Source organism: Streptococcus sp. SP1 (assembly GCF_030440005.1).
Classification (GTDB): Bacteria; Bacillota; Bacilli; order Lactobacillales; family Streptococcaceae; genus Streptococcus; species Streptococcus parasanguinis.
In genome coordinates, this window is record NZ_JAQFJJ010000003.1 from 93579 (window position 1) to 113708 (window position 20130).

At 45.7% G+C, this 20130-nt stretch carries 21 protein-coding genes and 1 pseudogene; 2 read left to right on the forward strand and 20 right to left on the reverse strand.

The window, feature by feature from the left end; genetic code table 11:
• Positions 1-81: 81 nt before the first annotated feature.
• The 7 genes from PCY07_RS02555 to yghU all read right to left on the reverse strand — a co-directional run bounded on the left by PCY07_RS02555 (position 82) and on the right by yghU (position 6270).
• Positions 82-675, reverse strand: coding sequence for a dTDP-4-dehydrorhamnose 3,5-epimerase family protein (locus PCY07_RS02555; RefSeq protein WP_013903799.1), 594 nt, complete (start codon positions 673-675; stop codon positions 82-84).
• Positions 675-1544: a glucose-1-phosphate thymidylyltransferase RfbA gene (rfbA, locus tag PCY07_RS02560; protein ID WP_003016930.1), complete on the reverse strand. Its 870-nt coding sequence runs from the start codon at positions 1542-1544 to the stop codon at positions 675-677. Before rfbA ends, PCY07_RS02555 begins: the two co-directional genes overlap by 1 nt.
• A 91-nt stretch (positions 1545-1635) precedes the next feature.
• Positions 1636-2388: a ZIP family metal transporter gene (locus tag PCY07_RS02565; protein WP_301356515.1), complete on the reverse strand. Its 753-nt coding sequence runs from the start codon at positions 2386-2388 to the stop codon at positions 1636-1638.
• 18 nt (positions 2389-2406) lie between these two features.
• Positions 2407-3513 (reverse strand): FAD-binding oxidoreductase, encoded by a 1107-nt coding sequence (locus tag PCY07_RS02570; protein WP_301356497.1) that lies wholly within the window; start codon positions 3511-3513, stop codon positions 2407-2409.
• Positions 3514-3522: 9 nt separating this feature from the next.
• A complete protein-coding gene (locus tag PCY07_RS02575; RefSeq protein WP_301356498.1) occupies positions 3523-4320 on the reverse strand; it encodes a Nif3-like dinuclear metal center hexameric protein in 798 nt (265 codons plus the stop codon).
• Positions 4310-4996, reverse strand: a complete 687-nt coding sequence (locus tag PCY07_RS02580; RefSeq protein ID WP_301356499.1) for a tRNA (adenine(22)-N(1))-methyltransferase TrmK — start codon at positions 4994-4996, stop codon at positions 4310-4312. The genes PCY07_RS02575 and PCY07_RS02580 overlap by 11 nt, the downstream gene beginning before the upstream one ends.
• A 485-nt stretch (positions 4997-5481) precedes the next feature.
• Positions 5482-6270 carry a glutathione-dependent disulfide-bond oxidoreductase gene (gene yghU / locus PCY07_RS02585; protein WP_301356500.1) on the reverse strand — a complete coding sequence of 263 codons (789 nt, stop codon included), beginning with the start codon at positions 6268-6270 and terminating at the stop codon, positions 5482-5484.
• 136 nt (positions 6271-6406) lie between these two features.
• On the opposite strand from yghU, the gene add reads away from it, so the two are divergent.
• The gene (gene add / locus PCY07_RS02590) at positions 6407-7426 is read left to right on the forward strand and encodes an adenosine deaminase (RefSeq protein ID WP_301356501.1); all 1020 of its coding nucleotides are present in this window, start codon (positions 6407-6409) and stop codon (positions 7424-7426) included.
• Between the two features lie 39 nt (positions 7427-7465).
• On the opposite strand, the gene PCY07_RS02595 is transcribed toward add, so the two are convergent.
• From PCY07_RS02595 to miaA, 13 genes and pseudogenes are all read right to left on the reverse strand, one after another.
• Entirely contained in the window at positions 7466-8653 is a 1188-nt protein-coding gene (locus PCY07_RS02595; protein ID WP_195227643.1) for a glycerophosphodiester phosphodiesterase family protein, read from the reverse strand.
• An 18-nt stretch (positions 8654-8671) separates the two neighbouring features.
• Positions 8672-9355 (reverse strand): DnaD domain-containing protein, encoded by a 684-nt coding sequence (locus tag PCY07_RS02600; protein ID WP_003002696.1) that lies wholly within the window; start codon positions 9353-9355, stop codon positions 8672-8674.
• 9 nt (positions 9356-9364) lie between these two features.
• Positions 9365-10309 (reverse strand): homoserine O-succinyltransferase, encoded by a 945-nt coding sequence (gene metA, locus PCY07_RS02605; protein WP_301356502.1) that lies wholly within the window; start codon positions 10307-10309, stop codon positions 9365-9367.
• 101 nt (positions 10310-10410) lie between these two features.
• Positions 10411-10923: an adenine phosphoribosyltransferase gene (locus PCY07_RS02610; protein WP_003007878.1), complete on the reverse strand. Its 513-nt coding sequence runs from the start codon at positions 10921-10923 to the stop codon at positions 10411-10413.
• 158 nt (positions 10924-11081) lie between these two features.
• Positions 11082-11677, reverse strand: a pseudogene (locus PCY07_RS10435) (TipC family immunity protein).
• Positions 11674-13899, reverse strand: coding sequence for a single-stranded-DNA-specific exonuclease RecJ (recJ, locus tag PCY07_RS02625; RefSeq protein WP_301356505.1), 2226 nt, complete (start codon positions 13897-13899; stop codon positions 11674-11676). The pseudogene PCY07_RS10435 and the gene recJ overlap by 4 nt, the downstream one beginning before the upstream one ends.
• 349 nt (positions 13900-14248) lie before the next feature.
• A complete protein-coding gene (locus tag PCY07_RS02630; protein ID WP_301356506.1) occupies positions 14249-14653 on the reverse strand; it encodes a GNAT family N-acetyltransferase in 405 nt (134 codons plus the stop codon).
• Between the two features lies 1 nt (position 14654).
• Positions 14655-15365 (reverse strand): bifunctional 2-polyprenyl-6-hydroxyphenol methylase/3-demethylubiquinol 3-O-methyltransferase UbiG, encoded by a 711-nt coding sequence (locus PCY07_RS02635; RefSeq protein WP_301356507.1) that lies wholly within the window; start codon positions 15363-15365, stop codon positions 14655-14657.
• Positions 15366-15375: 10 nt separating this feature from the next.
• Complete coding sequence (locus PCY07_RS02640) at positions 15376-16131, reverse strand: SDR family oxidoreductase (protein ID WP_301356508.1); 756 nt, start codon at positions 16129-16131, stop codon at positions 15376-15378.
• Position 16132: 1 nt separating this feature from the next.
• Complete coding sequence (gene rnz, locus PCY07_RS02645; protein WP_301356509.1) at positions 16133-17062, reverse strand: ribonuclease Z; 930 nt, start codon at positions 17060-17062, stop codon at positions 16133-16135.
• A gap of 3 nt (positions 17063-17065) precedes the next feature.
• Positions 17066-17695, reverse strand: a complete 630-nt coding sequence (locus PCY07_RS02650) for a cystathionine beta-lyase (RefSeq protein WP_301356510.1) — start codon at positions 17693-17695, stop codon at positions 17066-17068.
• Positions 17679-18926 (reverse strand): GTPase HflX, encoded by a 1248-nt coding sequence (hflX, locus tag PCY07_RS02655; protein ID WP_268683462.1) that lies wholly within the window; start codon positions 18924-18926, stop codon positions 17679-17681. The genes PCY07_RS02650 and hflX overlap by 17 nt, the downstream gene beginning before the upstream one ends.
• Positions 18919-19806, reverse strand: a complete 888-nt coding sequence (miaA, locus tag PCY07_RS02660; protein ID WP_301356511.1) for a tRNA (adenosine(37)-N6)-dimethylallyltransferase MiaA — start codon at positions 19804-19806, stop codon at positions 18919-18921. Before miaA ends, hflX begins: the two co-directional genes overlap by 8 nt.
• An 83-nt stretch (positions 19807-19889) precedes the next feature.
• Between miaA and PCY07_RS02665 the strand changes: the two genes are divergently transcribed.
• A complete protein-coding gene (locus PCY07_RS02665; RefSeq protein ID WP_003014881.1) occupies positions 19890-20060 on the forward strand; it encodes a DUF3042 family protein in 171 nt (56 codons plus the stop codon).
• The last annotated feature ends 70 nt before the right edge of the window (positions 20061-20130 follow it).

Consider the following 20130-nt stretch of genomic DNA (forward strand, 5'->3'; position numbering starts at 1 on the left):
ACGGCAAACTTGTTTCCACTAGGGCAGGAACAATCTTATAACGCTCCTTGCAGTCGCGATACTGCTATGCAAGGTTCATTTTTACAAATCTTCTGCTCTTAGTGGTTTAACGTCTTTGAGCAGTGGGTGATTCTTGTCTGCTTCTGAGACTTCTGCTTCTTCCAAGTTTTCCCATTGGATATCTAGGCTTGGATCTGCATAGTTGACAAAAGCATATTTTGGTTTGAGTTCCAGTGCCCAGTAGTCATTGACTAAGTATGTATAAGCAACTTTGTCTGTCAAAACTTGGAACCCATTGGCAACACCACGAGGGACGAAGATGCCTTTTGAAGCATCGATCACGGTTTGGTAGGTATTCCCAAAGCTATCGCCTTCACGAAGGTCTACCCAAGTTCCAAGAACCTTGCCTTCATCTGCTACAGAGATGTACTTGTCCCAAGGCTCTGCATGCAAGCCACGCAAAACATTCTTACGAGAGAATGAAATATTGTTTTGCAACTTACCTTCTGCAAAAAAGCTTTCAGGGAAGCCAAGAGGAAGCATTTTCTCTTTTTGGAAGTTTTCTTTAAACCAACCACGGTTATCCCCGCGCACTGGAATATCAAACTCCATCAAGCCTGGGATAGCTTCAATTTTGCGGGCTGCTAATTCTTTTTCGAAAAATTGTTCTGTCATTAAGCTTCTCCAATCAAACGGAGCAAATATTGTCCGTATTCGTTTTTCTTCAGTGATTGCGCTAATTCATGGACTTGTTCTTTGTTGATATAACCCATGCGATAGGCAATTTCCTCAAGGTTAGCCACTTGGACATTTTGCAAGCGTTGAACAGTTTCGATATATTGAGATGCTTGCAAGAGGCTTTCGTGAGTTCCTGTATCCAACCAGGCAAAACCACGGCCCATGAGCTCAACAGAGAGATCTCCACGCTCCAAATAAGCCTTATTAACATCAGTGATTTCAAGCTCTCCACGAGGGCTTGGTTTGATGTTTTTGGCAATTTCTACCACATCATTGTCATAGAAGTAAAGTCCTGTCACTGCAAAGTTGGATTTTGGATGTTCTGGCTTTTCTTCGATAGAGATAGCGTTCATATCCGCGTCAAACTCTACCACACCAAAGCGTTCTGGATCTTTAACTTGGTAACCAAAGACAGTCGCTCCTTTTTCTTTCGCTTCTGCCCGTTGCAACATCTTGGTTAAACCATTTCCGTGGAAGATATTGTCCCCAAGGATGAGGGCAACATGATCGTCACCGATAAAGTCTTCTCCAATGATGAAGGCTTGCGCCAAACCATCTGGACTTGGTTGCTCTGCATAAGAGAGAGAAATTCCTAGCTCAGAGCCATCTCCAAGAAGCTCTTCAAAACGAGGAAGGTCTTGAGGAGTCGAGATGATCAGGATTTCTTTGATCCCTGCCAACATAAGGGTTGACAGCGGATAGTAGATCATTGGTTTGTCATAAATGGGCATCAACTGTTTGGAAGCGGCACGTGTCAATGGATACAAGCGAGTTCCTGAGCCCCCTGCTAAAATAATACCTTTCATAATGTTAGGCCTTTCTACGTAGTCATTACTCTTATTTTATCATGTTTATATAAAAAAGTCACCTTGCATCTATGATACAAGGTGATGTTCCTTATCCCAAAGCGACGTCTAGGATCATCATAATGACAAAGCCAACCATGAGGCCCAGGGTCGCTACGTCTGTATTGCCATTGGTCTGCGAATCTGGAATCAACTCTTCAACCACCACAAAGATCATCGCACCTGCCGCAAAGGAGAGGGCGTAAGGCAAGATGGCTGTCATAGATAGGACCGCTACTGCTCCTAGAAGGGCTCCGATGGGCTCGACGATAGCGGACATGGAGCCCCAATAAAAGGCGTTGAGACGGGATTTCCCATCTGTCCGGATTGGAATGGAAAGAGCTGCCCCTTCTGGGATATTTTGCAAACCAATCCCGATGGCTAAGCCAACCGCACCGATAAAGGCTTCTGGACTTGGATTGCTAGCCAGAGCTCCAAAGGCCACTCCGACTGCCAAGCCTTCTGGGAAATTGTGAATGGTAATGGCGAGAAAGAGGAGGGTTGTTTTAGACAACTTCTTCTCCCGCGGCGTATGGATACTCTCAGCTTCTTCAATCTCCTTCGTCATATGAAGGTGAGGGACGATGGCGTCGATTAAGCGGAGAAAAAAACCTCCAGCTAGAAAACCAATCGCCGCCGGCAACCAAGCCAGGCTCCCATAGGAGTTTTCCGCATACTCAATCGAGGGTTGTAAGAGCGACCAAAAAGAAGCCGCGATCATAACCCCTGCCGCAAATCCCATCATGATGTCCAGTAACTTGCGACTAATATGCTTGAAGAAAAAGACGATGGCTGACCCGACAATCCAAAGAAAATTGAGAGGCTAGGACTTTTGTCCCACTCTCTTCGTCACATATTGTTCAACTGGATAATCCGCTGGATCTAAGCGCAGGTTTCCTCCTACCACTAGTTGGGCTAGGTGCCAACCAATGAGTGGACCTGTTGTGAGGCCAGACGAACCAAGTCCACTAGCGACATAGAGGCCTGCTCGATCAGGAACAGCTCCCCAAAATGGTGAAAAATCACTGGTGTAGGCACGAGTTCCAACGCGCTCCCCGATAACTTCCGCTTGAGCTAGTTCTGGATAGTAAGACAGAGCTTCTGTTTCCATCTGATTCAGCAGAGCCTGATCCACTGTCAGGTCAAAGCCCATCTCATTTTCATGGGTGGCTCCCATACTGATTTTGCCATTTTGGAAGGGAATGATATCCAGCTCTCCTTCAGGCATGACCACCGGATAATCAGCAGTATCTAGGTCTAGCTGATAATCCCGCAGTTGCCCCTTTTGCGGACGGACATCAACTTGGTAGCCAAGCGACTCGAGCATCTGACCCAACCAGGCTCCTGTTGCTAGGATGACTTGGTCATAGCATTCTCCTGCAATCTGATAACCATCACTTGAGACTGAGAGAGCAACCTCTTCCTTGATGACTCTTGCGCCACTTGCCTGAAGAAGGGTTTCCGTGAGAAGGGCTCCCTCCACATGAGCTCCACCTGATGCATAGAGAAGCTTCTCAAAGCCTTGCAGACCTGGGAATTGCTGGGTTACTTCTTCTTTGTTCAAGATCGCCAAGTCTCCAATCAAGGGAGATTCCTCCCGACGGCTCAGCGCCAACTGATATAGTTCGTCTAATTTTTCCTCATTTTTCTTGAGGAGATAGACGCCGGTCTGCTGGTAAAAATCTGTTTTAATTCCGTCCTTAGCCAGGTCTTCTACCAATTCTTGGTAGAAATCAGCTCCCAGACGAGCCAGGCGATACCAGGCCTTATTCCGCCGTTTAGAAAACCAAGGGCTAATAATGCCTGCCGCTGCCTTAGTTGCTTGGCCGACTCCATGGTCATAGACGGTCACATCCACTTGTGCTTCTTTGGATAAATAATAGGCTGCAGTAGATCCCACGATCCCTGCTCCAATAATGGCAACTTTCATCATGACCCCTTAGATATGGTAAAAAGGATTGGTGCTGGCTTGACTGCCAATCACTTCAATCTCCCAGGCTTCCTCAGCCTTCCACTGATTGAGCTTTTCTACTAATTTTGACACAAAAAGAACTTCGATATGGTGTCCTGGATCCAAGGCCAAGAGCCCATCGCTCAGCATGTCCTGAGCCGTGTGGTAGTAAATATCTCCTGTGATATAGACCTCTGCTCCCTTGGCGAGAGCATCCTTGTAAAAGGACTGGCCACTTCCTCCACAAATGGCGACGCGCTCAATGACCCGTTCCAAATCAGCCTGGTCATAACTGACCAAGCGCAAAGCATCTAAGCCGAAGGTTTCTTTGACCTTGTGAGCCAACTGGCCAAAGGTTTGAGCGGGTACCCGACCGATGCGACCGATTCCGAGCCCTTCCCCTGTTATACTGAGGGGCTCTGTATTTTCAATGTCCAATAGCTGGCAGAACCAATCGTTGAGGCCATCTGGGACAATGTCAATATTGGTATGGCTGACATAGACTGCGATATCATGCTTGATCAAATCGATATAGATTTGATTTTGGGCGCGATCGGCAACCAAATCCTTAATAGGACGGAAAATCGGCGCGTGCTTGACGATAATCAAGTCCACTCCATGAGCGATGGCTTCAGCCACCGTCTGCTCGCGGATATCTAAGGCAACCATGACCTTCTTGATGTCTTTTTGCAGGGTACCGACCTGTAGGCCACGGACATCTCCCTCCATGGAAAGCTCCTGAGGACAGTAGGCTTCATAGCGTTTGATGACTTCACTAGCTAACATGTAGAACCTCCTTGATGTGAGCGATGCGTTCTTCTAACGATGCTCTGGCAGATTGATTCTCAACTGGGACCTGCTCCAAGGCAAAGGCTAATTTATCCACTTCCTTGGACCACTTTTGGACAAAGGCTGGGGCTTGTTCCCGCATCAAATGGGGACCAAAGCGTAGTTCTTTGGCTGTCAACTCTTGAGAACCGTGTTCCACTACGAGAATTTCATAGAACTTCTCATTTTCTTCCAAGATAGCTTCATCGACAATGCGGAAATCATGGTCGACTAACCAAGCCCGCAGTTCATCCTCTCGATTATTGGGTTGCAGGACCAAGCGAGAGACACCAGCTAATTTCTCAAGACCTGCCGCTAGAATATCTGCAATCAAGCGTCCTCCCATGCCGGCAATAGTGATACAGGAAATGCAATCTGTTGGTTCAAAGGCAGCCAAACCATTGGCCAAGCGGACCTCAATCTTGTCTTCTAAGCCATTATCCGCAACATTTTGAAGGGCAGACTGATAGGGCCCTTCTACCACTTCCCCTGCAATGGCAGCCTCAATCTTGCCTTCCTGTAAAAGGGCGATTGGGAGATAGGCATGGTCACTCCCCACGTCCAACAGACGCGCTCCAGCTGGGACGAAGCTAGCCACCAAGTCCAAGCGATTTGATAATTTTGTAAATTCCATGTGCTACTTTCTAAACTTTTATTCCACCCTTTAGTATACCATGTTTGCACCATTAAAAAAAGGCGCGACGGCGCCTTATCAAATTGTTGCTAAATTGTTCTAGCTAGCTATATAAGTCGAGAAATCTCTTATTTTTGGAGCCCAAAAATACGTATTGAGTTTTCTGCAGTGAGAAAAGTGCATGAAACTTTTTGTTTCATGCACTCGGGAGTTTTGAAAGTAAAACAGTTCGGGGAACTGTTTTAGCCTGAGCCTAAAAATTGAAAAGCGAAGGGGTTCAAAACGAATTGAACACGGGCTGCGGCTCGTGTCAAAAAGATAAGTTTTCCTAGAATCCAGAAATTCTTCGTCAAAATTCCTATTTTGACTTTATCCGCAGACTCCCTTTGTATCTTGATTTAGTCATGGAACTTCTACGAAGTTCGCTGACGTCCGAACTCACCTAAAGAAAATCTCAATACAATTGAATTATCTATGCTTAGACTTTAGTCAATTTCCTTATAGTCTACTTCCAAGCCACGTTTCACTGCTGGGCGATTGGCAATTTTCTCAGTCCAAGCCTGCAAATGCTTGTATTCCTTCACATTTAGGAAAATCCCTGCACAGTCCCAGATCTTGTCTTGGGCTAGACGGCCATACCAAGACCAGATGGCAATATCTGCAATGGTGTAGTCATCCCCTGCGATATAAGGTTTAGTGGCAAGCTCCTTGTCCAGTAAGTCCAATTGACGTTTGGCTTCCATGGCAAAACGGTTGATGGCATACTCGATTTTCTCAGGTGCATAGTGGAAGAAATGACCAAAGCCTCCTCCTAGGAAAGGTGCTGCACCCGTCTGCCAGAAAAGCCAGTTGAGCACTTCTGTCCGTTTAGCTGGATCAGTCGGGATTAATTTGCCAAATTTCTCCGCTAGATACAGGAGGATATTCGCCGATTCAAAGACACGAATGGCTTGATCGCCTGATTGATCCAACATGGCTGGAATTTTCGAGTTTGGATTGATGGCTACAAAGTCACTACCAAACTGATCTCCCTCACCAATCTTGATACGATAAGCGTCATAGCCTGCATCCACTCCCAGCTCTTTGAGTTCTTCAAGCATAATGGTAGCCTTGATCCCATTGGGTGTTGGAAGGGTATAGAGTTGGAAAGGTTGTTCCCCTTTTGGAAGAGTTTGTTCAAAGCGGGCACCTGCTGTTGGTTGGTTCAAGCCACCCCAGGCTCCTCCCATTTGGCTCGGTGCTTCCCATACTTCTGGTAATTGATAGTCTGACATCTTTCTTCTCCTTTATTTCGCTACTCCTAGCATATCAAATATCGGCCTCCCTTTCAAAGATCTGCTACGCGAAGGCTACTTGACTTTTTTTGTCAAAATGATAGTATAGAAAAAATACAATTTTAAGGAGAAAACCATGTCCACGATCGATTTTCATAGTTTGGCAAAGACAGAACTTCACTGTCACTTAGACGGTTCCTTGTCGCTTCCAATCATTCGCCAGCTGGCAGCCATGGCCAATATTGACCTACCTACTAGTGATGAGGAGCTCAAGCACCATGTCACTGCGCCTGCCCACTGTGAGAATCTTTTGGACTATTTGGAAGCCTTTGACTACATTCGACCCCTTCTTCAAACCAAGGAAGCCTTGACGCTTGCTGCTTACGATGTGGCCAAGCAAGCTGCTCTCGAAAACGTCGTCTACATTGAGGTTCGTTTTGCCCCAGAATTGTCCATGGATCAAGGGCTTACCGTCCCAGAAACCATCGATGCTGTCTGTCATGGTTTACGCCAAGCCCAGGAGGAATTTGGCATTGTTGCAAAAGCCTTGGTCTGTGGCATGCGCCAGTCAGATCAAGAAGTCACATCTCGCATTCTTGCAGAAGCCACCCAAGTTAGTGATCAGGATTTTGTTGGTTTTGACTTTGCCGGTGATGAGCACAACTACTCTCCAGAAGATATTCGACCTTTAATCGAGCAAGTCAAGAGTTACCATCGGCCCATGACGCTTCACGCAGGTGAGTGTCATTGCCCACACTTTGTTGCCCAATCGATTGCATTTGGCATCAAACGCAATGGCCACGTGACAGCTCTATCTCATGAACCAGCCTTACTCCAATCCTTTATTGAAAATGGGGTCACTGGTGAACTCTGCTTGACCAGCAACCTACAGACAAAAGCAGCGCCGACTATAGAAGATTTCCCTTATTTGAAGATGAAGGCAGCCGGTGCTCGGATCAGTATCAATACCGATAACCGGACTGTATCTGATACCGACCTCACCAAGGAATATGCCCTCTACCATCAGCATTTCCAAACCAAGGAAACTGACTTTTACCAGCACAATGTCGATGCCATCCAGGCTTCCTTTGCCAGTGACGAGGAAAAACAAGAACTCCTTAGAAGACTAAAAAAAGCCTACGCAGACTATCTATAAATGCAAAAACTAGCACTTTTATAAAGTGCTAGTCTTTTTCTATTTTGAAACGGATTCATACACGGCCATATCCTGTGGAGTCAATAAACCAGTGTAAAAGCCATCAACATTGATCGCAGCATACTTAGTTAGGCTCTCATAGGTTTGAATGGTATGAACATAGACCCGTTTTCCAAGTTTATGTACCTGTTTGATAAACTTAGGAGTTAAGCGAGAATCGTCGATAGGGACGGTCACCGCCTCGATTTCCTTGTGCTTGGCGATAAAATCCAGCACTTCTTCTCCACTATCTGGTGAGGCGTAGAGGGTATAGATCACGTGCTTGAAAGGATAAATAGATTCGATTTCTCCGAACATATCCTGATAATAAATTTGTGGAATCACACGATCCAATAGTTCTTTGTCTCGCTTATTTGCTTCTGAAACAAGTTCTTTAAATTGTGTAATCCTATCTTCCTTAGGGATTTCCATCGATTTGATATCTGTCACCAACACCATATCTCGATTAATTATCATTTGATCAAACACATCCCCTATTAACATGGTCGTAAAGCGACTTGGTGTTTCTGGGGAACCATAACCCTGAAATTTCTTCCATTCCTTAGAAGAAGGTGCGACATCATCTTTGTTTCCAAAATGGTGCCAATCATGAACTGCAGCTAATTTCTTGTCACTAGTCAAATTAAAATCCATTTCAAACAAGCGATGGCCGAGATTGTAATTTTGCCGTAAAGCCTCTAAGGAATTGGTATACTTCGTATTGTACTCCTTCTCCCGGACCGTCCCTCCAGCGTGGGCTATTAGTCTTGGAGACACCCTTAGCCAATCTTTCTTATTAACCTTGGTGTACTGCACGAAACCATATTGGTTAGACAGCTGGCCATTGGTCAAACGTTCAAGTGTTTCCTTATCCACATAGGTTTTCTTCCAGAAAGTTGTCTCTTGATGGGCTTTAAAGCGATAATGATTTTTATCAAATACCTTTGTTTTTGCGTTCCACTGGATGTCAATGATTACATTGGCATCTTTTTTACGAAATCCTGTCTTCGTTTTGGTATAGCCAGCCTCTAGTAGAGTCTCTTCTACTGGGTACAGGCCCGATGTTAATAGGTTGGTCCGTACGTAGTAAAAGCTGATCATGCCAAACAATAAAAACAATCCGACCACTAACATAGTCGGATAGAGCCATCTAAATCGTCTGCGTCTGTTTTTATCTCCCCATTTCAATTGATCAATCGTCTCCTCTTAATCCTTCCACAAATCCATGGCCTTCAAGAAATCATCTGAAACTGTCACATTGCGTGGATTAGCCTGTTCACGCTCTTGCAGTTTCGCCTCTACTTGGGCCAGGCTGTTGATGCCTTCACTGCGCCAGTTTCGCAAAATGGCTTGGATATATTTCCAGTGAGGCTTGCCGTTAAAGACAGCTTCTCGTAGGGCTGCCTTGATCACATCTGGATCTGTCTGATCTTCGCGCACGGTCTTGGTCAGGTCTTCAATCTCAAAAGGTGTCAAGAGTCGTCCCAGTTCTTGTTGGAAGGTTTCCACCAAGTCCTTGATGACATTTCCCTTCGCAGGCGCGCTTTGTGCCTTCCCTTGTGTCTGGGCTTCTAAAATCTCATCCAAGCGCTCCAGGGCAATGGTCGCATCAAAGATGGCTTCAATCTCACCATTGAGCTCAATAGTCCGGTATTGAAGGAGTCCCTTGGTGGTCAAATTGGACATAATCCGATTGACCTCTGTCACTGTTTTTCCTAGATGACTAGCAATCTGATTAGGTGTCAAAGCCTCTTGACCAGTCGTATTTTGAAGGAAGAAAAACTGCCAAACCAAGTAGTCATCTGCTTGGTCAAACAATTCATGATAATGAAAAAGCAAGGCACTTGGAAGAACCAAGTTGCCATACTTAAATGCTTGTGAATATGTCATAATTCCCCTTTATAGGTAACCATAAAATGAAATATCTTTTTCCAATTCTTCCAAGCGGTAAGGTGTTTCTTGATAAACCGCATAGTTGATCCAATTACTAAAGAAGGTCGTCGCAGCTAGATTCCAACGAATGCGAGGCTCTGTATTAGTGTCATCGCAATCAAAGTAATTCTTGGGAACGTCCGGATCCAAACCCGCCTTGACATCTCGGTGGTATTCTTTTGCCAGCGTATCGCGATCATACTCCAGATGGCCAAAGCTATAGACCTCACGCATGTCTGGACTGGCAATGATGGAAAGCCCAACTTCATTCCCTTGAGCGATCACTTGAAGGTTGCTCTTTTCAAGGACTTCCTTCAAAGGAATATCTGTATAGCGGGAATGAGGGGCAAGGAAGCGATCGTCAAATCCTCTCATGAGCAGACTTTCGGGACGCACCACTGCTTGGTCATAGATACCAGATAGCTTGTCACAGAGCTCTACTTTTTGAATCCCGTAACGGTGGTACAGTCCAGCCTGGGCTCCCCAACAAAGGTGCAAGGTCGAAAAGACATGACGCTTAGACCATTCAAAGACCTGGGTCAATTCTTCCCAGTAGTCTACTTCCTCAAAGTCCATCTTTTCGACAGGCGCCCCTGTCACAATCAAGCCATCATAGTAATTATCCTTAATATCCTCAAAAGTCTTATAGAAGCTCTCCAAATGCTCTGCCGCTGTATTCTTGGATTCATGGCTCGCCATATAGAGGAAATCTACATTGATCTGCAAGGGCGTGTTGGCAAGGAGCCGTAAGAGCTGGGTTTCTGTCGCAACCTTGGTCGGCATCAGATTAAGAATGAGAACATTCATCGGCCGAATATCCTGGTGAGTCGCCCGAACATCATCCATGACAAAAATATTTTCTGAACGAAGGATATCGACTGCTGGTAATTTTTTATCTAGAGTAATTGGCATAAAAAGCTCCCATCTTACAAGTTCTTAACTAACATTATATGATAGGAGCTTATAGTTTTCAATTATGGTTTTTCTGTAGCCAGTTATAGTATTAGACTATATTAGTAATGCATCAAGACTTTGTAGTCGTAATCGCCGATCGCTTCGCGACCTTTCAATTCATCCAACTCAATCAAGAAGGCACAACCTGCAACGACCCCACCGAGTTTTTCGATCATTTCGATGGTTGCTTTCACCGTACCACCAGTCGCTAAGAGGTCATCAACGATGAGGACACGTTGACCTGGTTTGATGGCATCTGCGTGCATGCAGAGGGTATCCACACCGTATTCTTTTTCGTAGTCAGCAGAAATAACTTCACGTGGCAATTTACCAGGCTTACGAACAGGCGCAAATCCAATTCCCAACTCAAAAGCGACCGGACATCCAACGATGAACCCACGCGCTTCAGGACCAACGATCATGTCGATTTTCTTATCTGTCGCGTATTGAACGATTTCACGAATCGCATAACTATAAGCATTGCCATCTGCCATCAAAGGGCTGATATCACGGAAGGTAATTCCTTCTTGTGGATAGTTTTCAATGCTTGCAATGTAATCTTTTAAATTCATGGTTAACTTTCTTTCATAAAAAATTTTTTACATTCCATTATATCATGAATTCCACTAACTTGCATCATTTTTTGCCAAATCATTTTCCCAAGCTCCCGCGTCAAAAGCAAAAATCCCACATTCAAAAAAGATGTGGGATTGGGTTCGAAAAAAATCTCTTACTTCTCTTCTAACAATTCATTGTACTGGATTTTCGTATTGCCCAAGTTTTTCATGGAATAACGTGAACTTCCATTCTTAAACCAGGTGTCAAGAATGTATTGCTCAGCGACCTTCTTACTTTTCTTTTTCAACCAAGCACGGTCTTTGTCGTAGGCAGAAAGTTTCTGTAGAAAATCACTACCCTCTACTTCTTGATCATCTGCATAAAGATAGACATCCCTTTGGAGGAACACCTTATTTGCAGAATCGTATTTGAAAGACATACGAACGTATGCATTTTCGTTTAGATGGTATTCATACCAGTAAACCCATTCAGAACTGTCTCGAAACATCATGACAGATAGGTCTTCCTGACCACTAACGATTTTATCTGAATAGGGTAGATTTGAAATCCCTCATCTTCTTTCCAGATACCATCATTTCCTATCGTTTCTGTAAAGGGCTTAAACATTACATAGCGTATCCATCCACCATTTTCAGAGTAAACAATCTCCTCCATGGGATTTTTTAGGCTCAGGTAGATTCCCAAACAATAAAGGCAAAAAAGTAGGATAGGAGTGAGCCATAGAAAATATTTTAGTTGTCTTTTCATGAGGCCTGACCTGTCAGGTAGTCGTAGATTTCACGAACCGTTCCAAGGGCCATCAACTCCTGTTCTTTAACGGTTTGTTTGAGGTTTTGGTAGATGCTGCTCTCTGCGATTTCTCGTTTTTCTGCTTCTTTATTGACCTTCATGATGCCATTTTCAATGGTCACAAAGCCCAGCTCTTGGAAGATCTGAATCATTTTGACCAAGAGGATCTGCTGGATCTTGAGATAGGCCGCTAGGTCTTTGAGTTTGTAGCGGACATCGAACTCTGGGTACTGGTAGATGGTTTTATAGAGTTTGGCATACTGGTCCCTGCTACCGTATCCTGTCAGATAGTAGGCTTTGGCGATCTCATTTTTGAAATAAACGGCCTGGAAATCATGCTCTTGGAAGATTTTCCGTAAGGACTCTAAATCCTCAGGAATATTTCCAACTACAACAGCGGATGCCCCTGTCAAATCTGGCAGTTCTTTAGTAAAATCAAGAACGGGAACACCTGCGGGGAGGCTGGCATTTTTGGAGCGGATATTAAAGAGCTGCACGCCGTCCACACGCGCATCAACCAGCATGAGCTGGAGAGTCGTTTGACCATTCCATTGGTTGACCGACAACTGCACAGCTAGCTCTAGGTCTTGCGCTTGTGCGAACTCTGCCTCTAAGCTTCCCAAGCCAAAGGCAACCACCTCAAAGGTCGCATCTTCTTGAGAAATTTTGAGTTTCAAATGGGTATTGCCGGCTCCCATCGAGCGCGCCCCTTCTACCTTGAAGTTACGGACCAGAAAGACCGGCTTTTTATTGTCCATGCCAAAGGGACTCAAGCGATCAAAGCTTTTCAAGGTCTCAAGCGTTAGTTCTGTTAGATGCAGTTCCTCGTCGATGTCTAAGCTAGACTTGCTGCTGAGATCAATTTCTTGTTCTGCAATGAAATCCGTAAGGGCCTGAGACAAGGCAGGGAGTTGGTCCACCTCTAGCGTCATTCCTGCTGCACCGGCATGTCCTCCAAAGGCGATAAAGAGAGACCGGTAGGGATCAAGGGCTTCAAAGATATTGACCGACTCAGGACTCCGAGCGCTTCCTTTAGCCCGTCCATCTTCAATGCTTAAAACAACAACTGGCTGATGAAACTCTTCTAATAGACGGCCGGCTACAATACCAAGGACCCCTGGATTCCAGCCTTCTTTGACCAAGACCTGGGCGGATAAGCTCGGATCGACCATGGTTTTAGCTTCGTCATAGATGGCTTGGACAATCTCTTTTCGTTCTTCATTCTTCTGATGAATCATAATGGCAATCTCGTGCGCCTCTTCATCGTCAAATCCTGTTAGGAGTTCAATAGCCGGATTGGGATCATCGAGGCGGCCAAGGGCATTGAGACGAGGGGCAATCTGAAAACCAACTGTTTCTTCATTGACATCCTCCGGACGAATCCCTGCGATCTCCAAGAGCTCCTGCAAGCCCATGCGCTGGGTATGTTGGAGAACACCCAGACCGTATTTGACCAGGATCCGATTCTCATCCGTCAGACTGACCATGTCAGCAATGGTCCCAATTGCTACCAGGTCTAAGAGATCAACCGGCACTTCCTCTAAGAGGGCGCAGGCCAACTTAAAGGCCACACCACATCCTGCTAGATAATGGAAGGGATAATCCGCATCTGGATGCTCGGGATGAATGATCGCATAAGCATCCGGTAAAACCTCTGGCATAGAGTGGTGGTCGGTCACGATGACATCGACTCCCATTGCTTGGGCCATGGCAATGGCTTGATTGCCCGCCACACCATTGTCTACCGTAACAATCAGGGAAATGCCTTGCTGCTCGATAAAGTATTTATAGACACTCTCATTGGGACCATAGCCGTCTGTAAAGCGGTTGGGTAGGTAGACTTGCACCTCTGCCCCCATCTGCTCCAAGGTTTCCTTCATAATGGAGGCCGAGGTCATCCCGTCCGCATCATAGTCTCCGTAGATGAGGATCTGCTCATAATCTTCGATGGCCCGTCGGATGCGCTCCACTGCCTTGTCCATATCATGGAGCAAATAAGGGTCGTGTAGCTTCTCCAGCTTGGGTTCTAAAAAGTCTTCTAAATCCTCTTTGGTCTGAATGCCACGCTCATACAGCAAGGTTGCTACGGACGCTTCCAGGCCTGCTTTTTTGGCAAGGGCTAAAAAGGCCTCATCTGCACTTGGCGAAGCTAACTGCCAATCGTATTTTGAAGTGATCATCTAGCTTTTGGTCTCCTCTTTTTCTTATCTGATTATTATATCATGAAAGCCGAAAATGGCGGGAAATAAAAGGTCAGGTAATAGTTGGAATATTTGAAAATACAAAATATTAAAAATAGTTGCTATCGTATTACTTAGCTCTATCCCTATTCCCCCTTTTGTCAGTCAAATAGATAAGGCTGGGACAAAAGTCCTAGCCTCTCAATTGTTTTTGGATTGTCGAGCAAGACGCAGTGGTTGAGTGGGCTCTACTACGCTGATTTCATCAGCTTTTACAGCCCTACTCAACTGTGCGGAGGTGGGACGACGAAATCGAATTCTAACGAATTACCGATTTCTGTCCCACTCTTTATTTCATATAAATCATCCCTGTACAGGCTTGCTCAGAAAGTTCGATAAAGCCGAGGGACTGGTAAAAGGCTAGATTTTTCTCGCTACATTCAGTGGCAAGAAGCCGTTGGTAGACATTTGGAAAGGTCGCTAAAGCCTCTGTTAAGAGTTTCTTTCCAATGCCTTGGCGCTGGTGATCTGGCCGTACCAAAAGGTCCTGCACAAAAATAACAGAGTGGCCATCTCCTACCAAGCGAATGTAGGCGACGAGCTCTTTCTCATCATAGACTGCCAACTGCCAGAGACTGGCTTTGACAGCTTCTTCTAGCATGGTTGGGTTGTTGGTATAATTAGTCCAGCCGACTGAGCTGTACAATGCGAGTAAGTCTGCCATCGCTGGATTCTCTTGTTTGTAATGGAACATCTTAACTCCTTTTTAAGGTATAGTGTTGGAAGAAGGCGATATCCCTGTAAGGGGACTCTTGACAGACCGCCAACTCCATCTTGAGCATAGACTCTCGCCAGCCTTCTTGGCCCTTGAAGCGATTGTCCTGTAAGGCATAAAAGACTCGAATTCCTTGGTAGTCCTGAACTTCGAGGGCTAGATCTTCAACAGCTAGATAGAGATCATAGGCCTGAGCCAAGCCCATGGAGTGGGTTTCCAGATCTTGACCTGCTAAGAGATCAAGCGCCTTCTGAGTATCATTTTCAAAGACCACCGTCTGCAGAACGCGGCCAACCTCATTGTGCTTGACGATAGAGAACAGGCCTCCTGGTTTCAAGAGACGGGTGAATGCCTTGAGAACCACCTTGCGATCCTCTACATACTCCAAGACATTGTGACAGAGGATGACATCAAAACTAGCATCTTCAAAGCTCTCTATCTGGTCCAGACTTCCGACGAGTTGCTGGTAAGGATGATCCTGGACCCGCAAGGCTACCATTTCCTCATTAGGCTCCACAGCTAGGACCTCATTGTCTTGTGCCAGGTGGTTGGCTACAAGGCCAAAACCACTGCCGAAATCAAGCACCCGCTTCCCCTTGATGTCCTGTAATTGTTCAAAAAGGATATCATAATAGATCTGTCCCCAGGGTTGCCGGAGGTTCTCTAAATAAGCTTGAATATTTGCGGCCATCGATCTCCTCCTATTTGAAATTGAACATCTTGCTGGCTAGCTTGTCCGAGATACGAGGGAAAAGGGTATAGAGCTTGTGGGTCAAGTTCAAAAGCCAAGGAAGATTGAGCTCACGTTTTGGTTTTCCAAAGTTTTTGACAATTTTCTTGGCTACAAAGTCAGGCTCCAAAATATAGCGATCCACTGCTTTGACATAGCTTCCGTCTGGGTCTGCCTGATCAAAGAAAGTGGTCCGAATGGGGCCTGGATTGACCGTCGTCACATGGACTCCAAAGGGCATCAGTTCTAACCGTAGGGCATTGGAGAAGCCAATGGCCGCAAACTTAGTCGCCGAATAAAGGCTGGATTTGGCAGTTGCGACGAGACCCGCCATGCTGACGATATTGACGATGTGCCCCTTGCCTGCTTCCTTCATGTGCGCACCCATCAAGCGTGAAAGCTGCATGAGGGCAAAGGTATTGACCTCAAACATCTCCCGCACCTGCTGGTCAGAAATACGATCAAAAGCCTCAAAGATCCCATAGCCTGCGTTGTTGACCAAGATATCGATCTGCCCGTAGCGCTGATAGAGCTCTTCTACCAAATCTTGGACGGCTGAGGAATCAGTGATATCGATCCCGATGCATTCAGCTTGAGGATGACTGGCATAGAGTTGTTCCAGTTTTTCTTGATTTCTACCTAGGAGAATCAGCCGATCTTCAGGGAGGAGCTTGACCATTTCTTGGGCCAAGCCTCCACTTGCTCCTGTTATGAGAATGGTTCGCATCTTAGATCTCCACTTCTTCCAAATCTTTGACGACATAGACATTTTCAAAAATGCTGGATGCATCCTTGCGCAATTGACTGATGTCTTTTGATAAGAAGCGAGCACTGATGTGGTTGAGAAGAAGGCGCTTGGCTCCAGCTTCACGCGCTACTTCTGCCGCCTGCATATTGGTCGAGTGGCCGTGTTTACGAGCAATCTTCTCATCACCCTTGCCATAGGTGGACTCATGGACCAAGACATCCGCATTGACCCCGAGGCGGACGCTGGCATCAGACTTTCTGGTATCTCCTAGGATCGTGATAATCTTACCAGGTCGAGGGGCTGAAATATAATCCGCAGCAATGATCTTAGTGCCATCTTCCAGGGTGACATCTTGTCCATTTTTGATCTGACCAAAGAGCGGTCCAAAGGGAACACCCGCTGCCTTGAGCTTGTCCGCATCGAGTGTTCCTTCAAGGTCCTTCTGCATGATCCGGTAACCCACACAGAAAATGGTGTGGTCCAAAGCTTCCGCATAAACCGTGAATTTATCAGTTTCTAAAATCTTACCCAGAGAATGTTCATCGAATTCATGAAAATGGATGCGGTAAGGTAGGCGAGAGCCTGATACGCGAAGACTAGTCATCACAAAGGATTTGATTCCTACTGGTCCATAGATATCTAGATCCGTCTGCTCTTCATTGGCCTGAAAGGCCCGACTAGAGAGGAAACCTGGCAAACCAAAAATATGGTCTCCGTGTAAGTGAGTGATAAAGATCTTGCTAACCTTTCGCGGACGAATGGTCGTTTCTAAAATTTGATTCTGTGTCGCTTCGCCACAATCAAAGAGCCAGACTTCATTGATCTCATCTAGCAATTTGAGCGCCAAGCTCGATACATTACGGGCTTTTGAGGGTTGCCCAGCTCCCGTTCCTAAAAATTGAATCTCCATTGTCTACTTTCTATCTATATAAATCATGGCCGTCCTGTTCTCTGAACGGAAAGAAAGGTCGCCTGGGTAGGCTTGCGCTAGCTCGAGGAGTTCCTCTTGGTTATATCCTGACAGTTTCAAGCGTCCATCTTCCAAGGTCATCAAGTCAGTTAGGGCTGAGAGGGCTTCTGTTTTAGTGACCCCTTCTGGGCTAGCATCTTGCAAGCAGATCTTGCCATCTTTTTCAAAGACCAAACAATGTGGAAAGATCTCTGCGACTTCAAATAAAATGGCAGGAGTGATATCCTCTGCTGGATGTTCAGCAAAGATACAGGCTAGCTCTTCATTTACGTAAGCCAAGCCATAAGACTTCCCAGATAAGTTGAGGCGGATAAAGGGCTTTCGTTCATCAAAGGTTTGCTGAACTGTGAATAAGTCAAATACCCGACTCAGGTCCAAGAAATAATCCATGGCCTCCTTGGGACTCTTCTTTTGGTAGAGCTCTGCGAAATAGGCGTTGATCACACTTGGCGGAGGTGTAATCACACGGAGACGCAATTCCTCAGGGATCGTGCTTAAAAGATTGGTCAGATAGACCCGATCGAGGCTGGTATAACCTCCATATTTTATTGCTAAATCAACGTAATCCGTCATAAAATTCTTCCAACTTCCACTTATTTTTCTCTGCGATATAACCTTGAATAACCTCGACATCCTCTTCAAATTCGCGCTGGTCAATGATCGCAACTGTTTCTAGATCATGTGTTCGATAAGATTTTGAAAAGGGAACTCGAATGGTAAAGGGAACAAAGAGTTCTCTCAGTTTTTCTAGAAGCAAAGCCTGGAGATCTTCACGAGCTGTCTCAGAGCGCGCTGAAATCAAGCTAAAAGGTGTCTGGGTTGGTGTAAAGTCTGCTACTTTATCTGCTTTGTTGTAAAGAGTCAAGCGAGGGATCTCCAGCATATCCAGGTCCTTCATGATCGAAAGCACGGTCTTTTCATGCTCTTCATGATTGGGATCAGACGCATCGATGACATGGACCAGAAGGTCTACATTCTTACTTTCTTCCAAGGTCGACTTAAAGCTCGATACCAACTCTGTTGGTAGATCTTGGATAAAACCAACCGTATCGGTCAGCGTCACTTGCAGATTGCCTGTTAGATGGATGCTCTTAGTTGTTGCGTCCAAGGTCGCAAAGAGTTCATCGGCTTCATACTGGCTCTTACTGGTCAGCTGATTCATAATGGTCGACTTTCCTGCATTGGTATAGCCGATCAAACCAATCTTAAAGACAGGTGATTCCAAGCGTTTTTCACGAAGGGTTTCCCGGTTCTTTTCAACTACCTTGAGCTGGCGCTCGATATCGGTGATTTGATTGCGAACGCTCCGGCGGTTCAATTCCAACTGACTTTCCCCTGGTCCACGAGAACCAATTCCCCCAGCCTGACGGCTGAGCATGATCCCTTGACCAACAAGGCGTGGCAAGAGGTATTTGAGCTGGGCCAAGTGCACCTGCAACTTACCTTCATGACTCCTAGCCCGCATGGCAAAGATATCTAAAATCAACTGCATCCGGTCAATGACCTTAACCCCTAGGATTTCTTCTAAGTTGACATTTTGACGGGGGGTCAGTCGGTTATTGACCACTACCGTTGTAATCTCATCTGCTTCGACCATTTGTGCAATTTCTTCTAGTTTTCCTGAGCCGACAAAGGTCTTGGTGTCGTATTTCTCCCGTTTTTGTGTATAGGAGCCCCGGACATCTCCACCGGCTGTTTTAGCCAGGCTTGCCAACTCCTCCATTGACATATCAAAATTGTCCATGCCTTGAAGTTCCACACCGACCAGAAGGATGCGTTCTTGTTTTTTTTCTGTTTCAATCATGCTGTAAAAACTCCTTTACATCTGCAAGAACCTGCTCCTTGAAATGGGGGGCAGAAATGGCGTAAAAGGTCACTTCCATTCGATTTCGAAACCAGGTCAGCTGCCGTTTGGCAAAACGACGCGTATTGCGCTTGAGGATCTCACTGGCTTCCGTAAGGCTCTGTTCTCCCTTAAAGTAAGGAAAAAGTTCCTTGTAGCCAATGCCTTTAGCTGCCTGAACTTCCGGATGGTCATCATAGAGCCACCGAGCTTCATCCAGCAAGCCCTCCTCTAGCATGCGATCTACTCGGCGATTGATGCGATCATAGATCAAGGACCGTTCATCATCTAGACAGATGAGATAGGGTTCATAATCGGTCTCTTCGTTTGCGAGGTCCTGCCCAAAATGCGCAATTTCAAGAGCCCGCATGGCCCGACGGCGATTGAGCTGAGGAATCACAAGTTCTTGCTCCGCTACCCTTTGGTACAAGTCTTCATCCGACAATAAGTCCAATTGAGCGCGATAGGCAAGAATCTCTTCATGAGGAACTTCACCACCTAGATGATAACCTTCGAGCAAACTTTGGATATAAAGACCCGTCCCACCTGCAATGATAGGAAGCTTGCCTCGAGCTGTGATATCCTCAATCGCAGTCTTAGCTTCTCTTACAAAATCAAAAGCCGAGTAAGACTCGGTCACCTCCCGCACATCGATCAAATGATGGGGAGCTGCGGCTTGCTCTTCTAGTGTCGCCTTGGCTGTTCCAATATCCAGCTTGCGATAGACTTGCTGACTATCGCCACTGATAATCTCACCATTGAGAGCTTGTGCTAAATCGATCGCAAGAGCTGTCTTTCCAACAGCAGTCGGTCCCACAATCACAATTATCTTGGTTTTCATCGTTTTTCCTTGCAAAATTCACGTTTTTTCGTTACCATATATTATAACATAAATATTTAAAGTTCAGAAAAGGAGAAATTCACATGGCTAAAGGATTTGGTAAAGGTTTTGTTACTGGTGTTGCCGGTACAGTTGCTGCTGTCGCAGGTGCAGTTTATACATTCAAGAAAAAAGTAATCGAGCCAGAAGAAAAGAAAGCAGCTTTCATTGAAGAAAACCGCAAAAAAGCAGCACGTCGCCGTGTCTCACACTAATCATTCAAAAAGCCCCGGGAAACCGGAGCTTTTTTTGCTGAAGAAAAAGTCCATTTTGGAAAATTTTCTT

What these genes read in the sequence shown, in the direction of transcription:
- PCY07_RS02555 (WP_013903799.1), bottom strand. Translation starts at nt 675, where the DNA reads ATGACAGAACAATTTTTCGAAAAAGAATTAGCAGCCCGCAAAATTGAA.
- rfbA (WP_003016930.1), bottom strand. Translation starts at nt 1,544, where the DNA reads ATGAAAGGTATTATTTTAGCAGGGGGCTCAGGAACTCGCTTGTATCCA.
- PCY07_RS02570 (WP_301356497.1), bottom strand. Translation starts at nt 3,513, where the DNA reads ATGAAAGTTGCCATTATTGGAGCAGGGATCGTGGGATCTACTGCAGCC.
- PCY07_RS02575 (WP_301356498.1), bottom strand. Translation starts at nt 4,320, where the DNA reads ATGTTAGCTAGTGAAGTCATCAAACGCTATGAAGCCTACTGTCCTCAG.
- PCY07_RS02580 (WP_301356499.1), bottom strand. Translation starts at nt 4,996, where the DNA reads ATGGAATTTACAAAATTATCAAATCGCTTGGACTTGGTGGCTAGCTTC.
- yghU (WP_301356500.1), bottom strand. Translation starts at nt 6,270, where the DNA reads ATGTCAGACTATCAATTACCAGAAGTATGGGAAGCACCGAGCCAAATG.
- add (WP_301356501.1), top strand. Translation starts at nt 6,407, where the DNA reads ATGTCCACGATCGATTTTCATAGTTTGGCAAAGACAGAACTTCACTGT.
- PCY07_RS02600 (WP_003002696.1), bottom strand. Translation starts at nt 9,355, where the DNA reads ATGACATATTCACAAGCATTTAAGTATGGCAACTTGGTTCTTCCAAGT.
- metA (WP_301356502.1), bottom strand. Translation starts at nt 10,309, where the DNA reads ATGCCAATTACTCTAGATAAAAAATTACCAGCAGTCGATATCCTTCGT.
- PCY07_RS02610 (WP_003007878.1), bottom strand. Translation starts at nt 10,923, where the DNA reads ATGAATTTAAAAGATTACATTGCAAGCATTGAAAACTATCCACAAGAA.
- recJ (WP_301356505.1), bottom strand. Translation starts at nt 13,899, where the DNA reads ATGATCACTTCAAAATACGATTGGCAGTTAGCTTCGCCAAGTGCAGAT.
- PCY07_RS02630 (WP_301356506.1), bottom strand. Translation starts at nt 14,653, where the DNA reads ATGTTCCATTACAAACAAGAGAATCCAGCGATGGCAGACTTACTCGCA.
- PCY07_RS02635 (WP_301356507.1), bottom strand. Translation starts at nt 15,365, where the DNA reads ATGGCCGCAAATATTCAAGCTTATTTAGAGAACCTCCGGCAACCCTGG.
- PCY07_RS02640 (WP_301356508.1), bottom strand. Translation starts at nt 16,131, where the DNA reads ATGCGAACCATTCTCATAACAGGAGCAAGTGGAGGCTTGGCCCAAGAA.
- rnz (WP_301356509.1), bottom strand. Translation starts at nt 17,062, where the DNA reads ATGGAGATTCAATTTTTAGGAACGGGAGCTGGGCAACCCTCAAAAGCC.
- PCY07_RS02650 (WP_301356510.1), bottom strand. Translation starts at nt 17,695, where the DNA reads ATGACGGATTACGTTGATTTAGCAATAAAATATGGAGGTTATACCAGC.
- hflX (WP_268683462.1), bottom strand. Translation starts at nt 18,926, where the DNA reads ATGATTGAAACAGAAAAAAAACAAGAACGCATCCTTCTGGTCGGTGTG.
- miaA (WP_301356511.1), bottom strand. Translation starts at nt 19,806, where the DNA reads ATGAAAACCAAGATAATTGTGATTGTGGGACCGACTGCTGTTGGAAAG.
- PCY07_RS02665 (WP_003014881.1), top strand. Translation starts at nt 19,890, where the DNA reads ATGGCTAAAGGATTTGGTAAAGGTTTTGTTACTGGTGTTGCCGGTACA.